The sequence below is a fragment of the Rhizobacter sp. P2_H2 genome, assembly GCF_056403375.1.
The window spans coordinates 1-6,325 of record NZ_JBFUFP010000243.1 but is presented as its reverse complement, the minus strand read 5'-3'; the positions used below and the strand labels follow the sequence as shown (position 1 = coordinate 6,325).

The window sequence follows — 6,325 nt, the reverse complement described above, 5'->3', positions numbered from 1 at the left end:
ATCTGCGCCATCACTTCCTTGTACTCGCCGACGATCTTGTCCTGCTCGAGGCCGGTCAGGCGCTGCAGGCGCATCTGCAGGATCTCGCCGGCCTGGTCGTCGGAGAGGCGGTACAGGCCGTCGGCCTGCATGCCGTACTGGCGCGGCAGGCCTTCGGGGCGGTAGGCGTCGCGCCCGCCCGGGGTCTCGCCCTCGGCGCGCGAGAGCATGTCGCGCACCAGCGAGGAATCCCACGACTTGCTCATCAGCGCGGCCTTCGCGACCGGCGGGGTCGGCGAGGTCTTGATCGTCTCGATGAACTCGTCGATGTTGGCCAGCGCCACCGCCAGGCCTTCGAGCACATGGCCGCGCTCGCGCGCCTTGCGCAGCTCGAACACGGTGCGGCGGGTCACGACCTCGCGGCGGTGCTCGAGGAAGATGCTGACCAGGTCCTTGAGGTTGCAGAGCTTCGGCTGGCCGTCGATCAACGCGACCATGTTGATGCCGAAGGTGTCCTGCAGCTGCGTCTGCTTGTAGAGGTTGTTCAGCACGACCTCGGGCACTTCGCCGCGCTTCAGCTCGATCACGACGCGCATGCCCGACTTGTCGGACTCGTCCTGGATGTGGCTGATGCCCTCGATCTTCTTCTCGTGGACCAGCTCGGCCATGCGCTCGAGCAGGGTCTTCTTGTTCACCTGGTACGGGATCTCGTCGACGATGATCGACTGGCGCGAGCCCTTGTCGATGTCTTCGAAATGGCACTTCGCGCGCATCACGACCTTGCCGCGGCCGGTGCGGTAGCCGTCGCGCACGCCGCTGGTGCCGTAGATGATGCCGGCGGTGGGGAAGTCAGGCGCCGGGATGATCTCGATCAGCTCGTCGATCGTGGCCTCGGGGTTCTTCAGCAGGTGAAGGCAGCCGTCGATCACCTCGTTGAGGTTGTGCGGCGGGATGTTGGTGGCCATGYCGACCGCGATGCCGCCGGAGCCGTTGACCAGCAGATTGGGCATCCGCGTGGGCATCACCAGCGGCTCTTTCTCGGAGCCGTCGTAGTTGGGGCCGAAGTCGACCGTTTCCTTGTCGAGGTCGGCGAGCAGCTCGTGCGCGATCTTCGAGAGGCGGATTTCGGTGTAGCGCATCGCCGCGGCGTTGTCGCCGTCGACCGAGCCGAAGTTGCCCTGGCCGTCGACCAGCATGTGGCGCATCGAAAAGTCTTGCGCCAGCCGGACGATGGTGTCGTAGACCGACTGGTCGCCGTGCGGGTGGTACTTGCCGATCACGTCGCCGACGATACGGGCCGACTTCTTGTAGGGCCGGTTCCAGTCGTTGTTCAGTTCGTGCATCGCGAACAGGGAGCGGCGGTGCACCGGCTTCAGGCCGTCGCGCGCATCGGGCAGTGCGCGCCCCACGATCACGCTCATCGCGTAGTCGAGGTACGAGCGGCGCATTTCCTCTTCGAGGCTGATCGGCAGGGTTTCCTTGGCGAACTGGGTCATTCGAGGTCGTCGGCGGAGCCGGAGAAGACGGGCGCTGGCGGGCCCGTGAGCGCAATCCGCGATTCTAATTCGCGGCCGTTGTAGTGCTTGCGCAACATCTGATTCGACTCTCGTAGGACGAAGCCGCGACCCCGGGCCAAAATCCGGGGCGCTAGAGGCCCTATGGCACAATCAGTCGACGGTGGTGGGCGCTCGGAACCGAGGGTTTCACCGTACCTTTCCGATTCCGGTTTGGACGTTTTGCAGGCCATCTGCGACATTCCTCAAGAGGAGAATCATGAAGAAACTGAATAAAGTGGCATCGCTCTTCGCAACCGCCGCACTCGCCGCTTCCGCGTCTGTTGCGTTCGCGCAGTCCAACGGTGCTGACAACTGGGTCAACAGCACCGGCCTTCCCTGGAAGAATGGCTCCAACGAACTCTGCTGGCGTGATGCCAACTGGACGCCGGCGACTGCCAACCAGGCTTGCGACGGCGCGCTGAAGCCGCCGCCTGCACCGGCTCCGGTTGCACAGGCCCCGGCTCCCGCCCCGGCCCCGGCGGCTCCGGCCCCGGTCGCACCGCCCCCCGCACCGGTCGTCGTGCCGGTCGCTCCGGTCTCCGAAAAGGTCACCTTCGCCGCTGACGCTTTCTATGACTTCGGCAAGTCGACGCTGAAGCCGGAAGCCAAGACGAAGCTGGACGACCTGGTCAGCAAGACCTCGGGCGTGAACCTCGAAGTCATCATCGCCGTCGGCCACACCGACGCGATCGGTGGCGACGCTGCCAACCAGAAGCTGTCTGTCGCTCGCGCCGAGTCGGTCAAGACCTACCTGGTGAGCAAGGGCATCGAGAAGAACCGCGTGTACACCGAAGGCAAGGGCAAGAAGCAGCCTGTCGCCGACAACAAGACCGCCGAAGGCCGCGCGAAGAACCGCCGCGTGGAAATCGAAGTGGTCGGTACGCGCAACAAGTGATCGGCCTCGGCTGATGCACCACAAACCCCGCCTCGGCGGGGTTTTTTGTTTTCGCGGGGAATACCTGCTGCGGGGCGATTCCTCTGCTCAGCCTCTGCTTCGAATATGTCAGCCCCGACATGTCAAACTGACGCCCTCATGATCAACGCCGACCCTCAAGAGCTCGCCAAATTCAGCGACCTGGCTCATCGCTGGTGGGATCCCGACAGCGAGTTCCGCCCTCTGCACCAGATCAACCCGCTGCGGCTGGAGTGGATCGACCGGCTCGCTGCGCTGAAGGGCAAGCGGGTGCTCGATGTCGGCTGCGGCGGCGGCATCCTCGCGGATTCGATGGCGCGCAAGGGCGCCGACGTGCTGGGCATCGATCTCGCCGGCAAGGCGCTGAAGGTGGCGCAGCTGCATGCGATGGAAGCCGGCACCACCGGCATCGAATACCGCGAGGTGGCGGCCGAGGCGCTGGCGGCCGAGGCGCCGGGGCAGTTCGACGTGGTCACCTGCATGGAGATGATGGAGCACGTGCCCGACCCGTCGTCGATCGTGCAGGCCTGCGCGACGCTCGCGAAGCCGGGCGGCTGGGTGTTCTTCTCGACGATCAACCGCAATGCGAAGGCGTTCATGTTCGCGATCGTCGGTGCCGAGTACCTGCTGAAGCTGCTGCCGCAAGGCACGCACGAGTACGCGCGCTTCATCAAGCCGAGCGAACTGGCGCAATGGGCACGCAGCGCCGGGCTGGCGCTGGAAGGCACGCGGGGCATGGAATACAACCCGCTGACCGGGCGCTATTGGCTCTCGGCCGACACCAGCGTGAACTACCTGTTCGCCTGCAGGAAGCCGCTGTGAGCCTGCGCGTGAAGGCGGTGCTGTTCGACCTGGACGGCACCCTGATCGACAGTGCGCCCGACCTGGCCGGCACCGGCAACGACATGCGCGCGGCGCGCGGCCTCGCGCCGCTGCCGTTCGAGCAGTTCCGGCCGATGGTGGGATCGGGGGCGCGCGGCATGATCGGCATCGCGCTCGGCGTGGTGCCGGCGGACGAAGGCTTCATCGCGCTGCGCGACGAGTTCTTCGACCGCTACGAGCAGCGCATGACGCAGCACACGCGCGCGTTCGATGCGGTGCCGGCGATGCTGGACGCGATCGAGGCGCTCGGCCTGCGCTGGGGCATCGTCACGAACAAGGCGCAGCGTTTCACGAACCCGCTGGTGAAGGCGCTGGGACTCGATGTGCGGGCCGGCGCGGTGGTGAGCGGCGACACGACGCCGCATTCGAAGCCGCACCCGGCGCCGCTGCTGGAGGCGGCGCGGCAGATGGGCGTGGCGGCGGATGACTGCGTGTACGTCGGCGATGACCTGCGCGACGTGCAGGCGGGGCACGCGGCCGGCATGGCGACGGTGGCTGCGGCCTGGGGCTACCTGGGTGTCGGCGAGCCGGTGCAGGCGTGGGGCGCGCAGCATGTGGTCCATGCCCCAAATGAGCTCTTGAAGCTGCTGGCGATGGCCTAAACTACGCAGTCCTGGGGCCGACCTGGTTTCGACGCGGGTGCGGATTCGGGATAGTGCATGTCGAGCACCAGTTCGCTCGTAAAACCACTGGATCGCATCAACTGCGAACGACGAAAAGTTCCTGCAAGCGGCTTAAACCCCGCCTAAGGGCTACCCCCCGCCGCGTAATACCGGTGGGCTTCGCAACAGCACGTCCATGGGCTGGGCTTGAGGGGCAACCTGAGAGCTGCGAAGTCATTCACATGGAATCGCTCTGAGCCGGGTCACTCGGTTCAAGGGCTAAATCAAGTGACTCGGGATGGGGGTAGCGTGCTGCTGCGCGACCACTGTCCTCAAAACCAAATCAGTCAGCTACACATGTAGATCTACTCGATGATGGCTTGCGGACGCGGGTTCGATTCCCGCCGGCTCCACCAGATGAAGGTCCGACGAGGACCATGAAGTGCAAGAAGCCCTGACGCAGCGATGCGCCAGGGCTTTTTTGTTGCGCGGCACTACCCGTGTGGCGGCGAAGCCGGCGCTCTACACTGGGCCCGCGTCGACACTGGGTGTTTCGTGCGATGAAACTCATTCGGCCGGGATACGGTAGCTGCCGGGCAGAGTGCCTGCTCGGAGCCGGCTTGTGCCTTTTCGCCGCCACGACCGGTGAGGCCTTCGCCCAAGGTGCCGACGACGCAGCCGGGCTGCACCCGCGATGGCTGTGGATCGGCCTGCTCGCCGGCGTGGTCCTGCTGGTCGGCGCCACCGTCATGCTGCTGCGCCTGCGCCTTGCCCATCAACGGCTGGCGGCGCGCACCGCCGAACTCGAACGCAGCCGCAACGCCTTGCAGGCCATCATCGAGAACGTGCCGGCCGCCATCTACGTGAAAGACCTCGAAGGCCGCTACCTGCGCCACAACGCGCTGCTCGCGAGCGTCCTCGGCCATGCGGGCGAGTCGCTGGTGGGCAAGTGCGACAGCGACCTGCTCGACCGGGCCAACGCCGAGCGCATGGCGGTCGAGGACCGGCGCGTCTCCACCCAGGGCCAGGTGCTGCGCGCGGAACATCGCATGCCCGGCGCGGACGGCGAGATGCGCACCTTCCAGACCCATGTCTTCCCCTTGCACGACAGCAGCGGCAGGCCTGACGCCATCGGCGGCATCTCGCTCGACATCTCCGACCTGAAGCGGGCCCAGCACACGGCCGAGTCCGCCACGCGCGCGAAGAGCGAGTTCCTGGCCAACATGAGCCACGAGATCCGCACGCCGATGAACGCGATCCTCGGCATGTCGTACCTGGCGCTGCAGAGCGGGCTGAACCCGCAGCAGTCCAACTACGTCCAGAAGGTGCACGCGTCGGCCGAATCGCTGCTGGGCATCATCAACGACATTCTCGACTTCTCGAAGGTCGAGGCGGGCAAGCTGGACCTGGAGCTCATCCCGTTCAGCATCGGCAGCGTGATGGACAACCTGGCCAACACCGTCGGCCTGCGGGCCCAGGAAAAAGGCCTGGAGCTGCTGTTCGTCGAACCGCCCGATTTGCCGGCCGCACTGATGGGCGACCCCTCCCGCCTCGGCCAGGTGCTGCTCAACCTCGGCAACAACGCCGTCAAGTTCACCGAGCGCGGGGAAGTGCTGGTGTCCATCGAGGTGATCGATCGCGACAGCAGCTCGGTGCAACTGCGCTTCGAGGTGCGCGACACCGGCATCGGCATGACGGCCGAGCAGCAGCACCGCCTGTTCGAGCCGTTCTCGCAGGCGGACGCCGCCACCACGCGCCGGTACGGCGGCACCGGCCTGGGGTTGGCGATCAGCCTGCACCTGGTGCGGCTGATGGGCGGCGAGATCGCCGTCGACAGCGAACCGGGCCGCGGCAGCCGGTTCCATTTCAGCCTGCGCCTGGGCCTGCAAGCCGAGCCGCCCGCGCCGATACCCGCGCTGCGCCACGAGGGCTTGCGCGGTGCCCGCGTGCTGATCGTGGACGACAACGCAGCCGCACGCGAGGTGCTGGCCGGCATGGCCGCTGCGCTGGGCCTGGACGCCGATACCGCGGCCGACGGCACCGACGCACTGCGCAAGGTCGCGCTCGCCGACGAGCGCCACGCGCCGTACCGCCTGCTGTTGCTCGACTGGCAGATGCCCGGGATGGACGGCATGGAGTGCGCGCGCCGGCTCGCCGCGCGCGCCGCGCGGCATCCGACGCCCGCGGTGTTGATGCTGACGGCCTTTTGCCGCGATGAAGTCCAGCGGCGGCTGGAGCAGCAGCACCTGGCCGTCGGTGCCTTGCTGACCAAGCCGATCACGCCGTCGACGCTGCTCGACGCCTGCCTCGCGGCGCTGGACCTCGAATCGCTCCACCCGACGCGCACCGGCCACCGCGAAGCGGCGCTGCAGCGGCACCGCACCCGCCTGAAC

5 protein-coding genes and 1 other RNA gene are annotated in these 6,325 nt (G+C 66.8%); 5 read left to right on the top strand and 1 reads right to left on the bottom strand.

Going from position 1 to position 6,325, the window contains the following annotated elements:
• Positions 1–1,475, bottom strand: a 1,475-nt coding sequence (locus tag AC1D15_RS14550) for a DNA gyrase subunit A (RefSeq protein WP_477826543.1), incomplete at its 3' end; no start/stop codon positions are given.
• Positions 1,476–1,752: 277 nt separating this feature from the next.
• On the opposite strand from AC1D15_RS14550, the gene ompA reads away from it, so the two are divergent.
• The 5 genes from ompA to AC1D15_RS14525 form a co-directional block, all read left to right on the top strand.
• Positions 1,753–2,430: an outer membrane protein OmpA gene (gene ompA, locus AC1D15_RS14545; protein ID WP_047505854.1), complete on the top strand. Its 678-nt coding sequence runs from the start codon at positions 1,753–1,755 to the stop codon at positions 2,428–2,430.
• Positions 2,431–2,568: 138 nt separating this feature from the next.
• Positions 2,569–3,270 carry a bifunctional 2-polyprenyl-6-hydroxyphenol methylase/3-demethylubiquinol 3-O-methyltransferase UbiG gene (gene ubiG, locus AC1D15_RS14540; RefSeq protein WP_477826542.1) on the top strand — a complete coding sequence of 234 codons (702 nt, stop codon included), beginning with the start codon at positions 2,569–2,571 and terminating at the stop codon, positions 3,268–3,270.
• Complete coding sequence (gene gph / locus AC1D15_RS14535; RefSeq protein ID WP_477826541.1) at positions 3,267–3,932, top strand: phosphoglycolate phosphatase; 666 nt, start codon at positions 3,267–3,269, stop codon at positions 3,930–3,932. Before ubiG ends, gph begins: the two co-directional genes overlap by 4 nt.
• Before the next feature lie 13 nt (positions 3,933–3,945).
• Positions 3,946–4,348: a transfer-messenger RNA gene (ssrA, locus tag AC1D15_RS14530) on the top strand.
• Between the two features lie 204 nt (positions 4,349–4,552).
• The coding region (locus tag AC1D15_RS14525; protein ID WP_477826540.1) for a PAS domain-containing hybrid sensor histidine kinase/response regulator at positions 4,553–6,325 on the top strand (1,773 nt) is incomplete at its 3' end.

What these genes read in the sequence shown, in the direction of transcription:
- ompA (WP_047505854.1), top strand. Translation starts at nt 1,753, where the DNA reads ATGAAGAAACTGAATAAAGTGGCATCGCTCTTCGCAACCGCCGCACTC.
- ubiG (WP_477826542.1), top strand. Translation starts at nt 2,569, where the DNA reads ATGATCAACGCCGACCCTCAAGAGCTCGCCAAATTCAGCGACCTGGCT.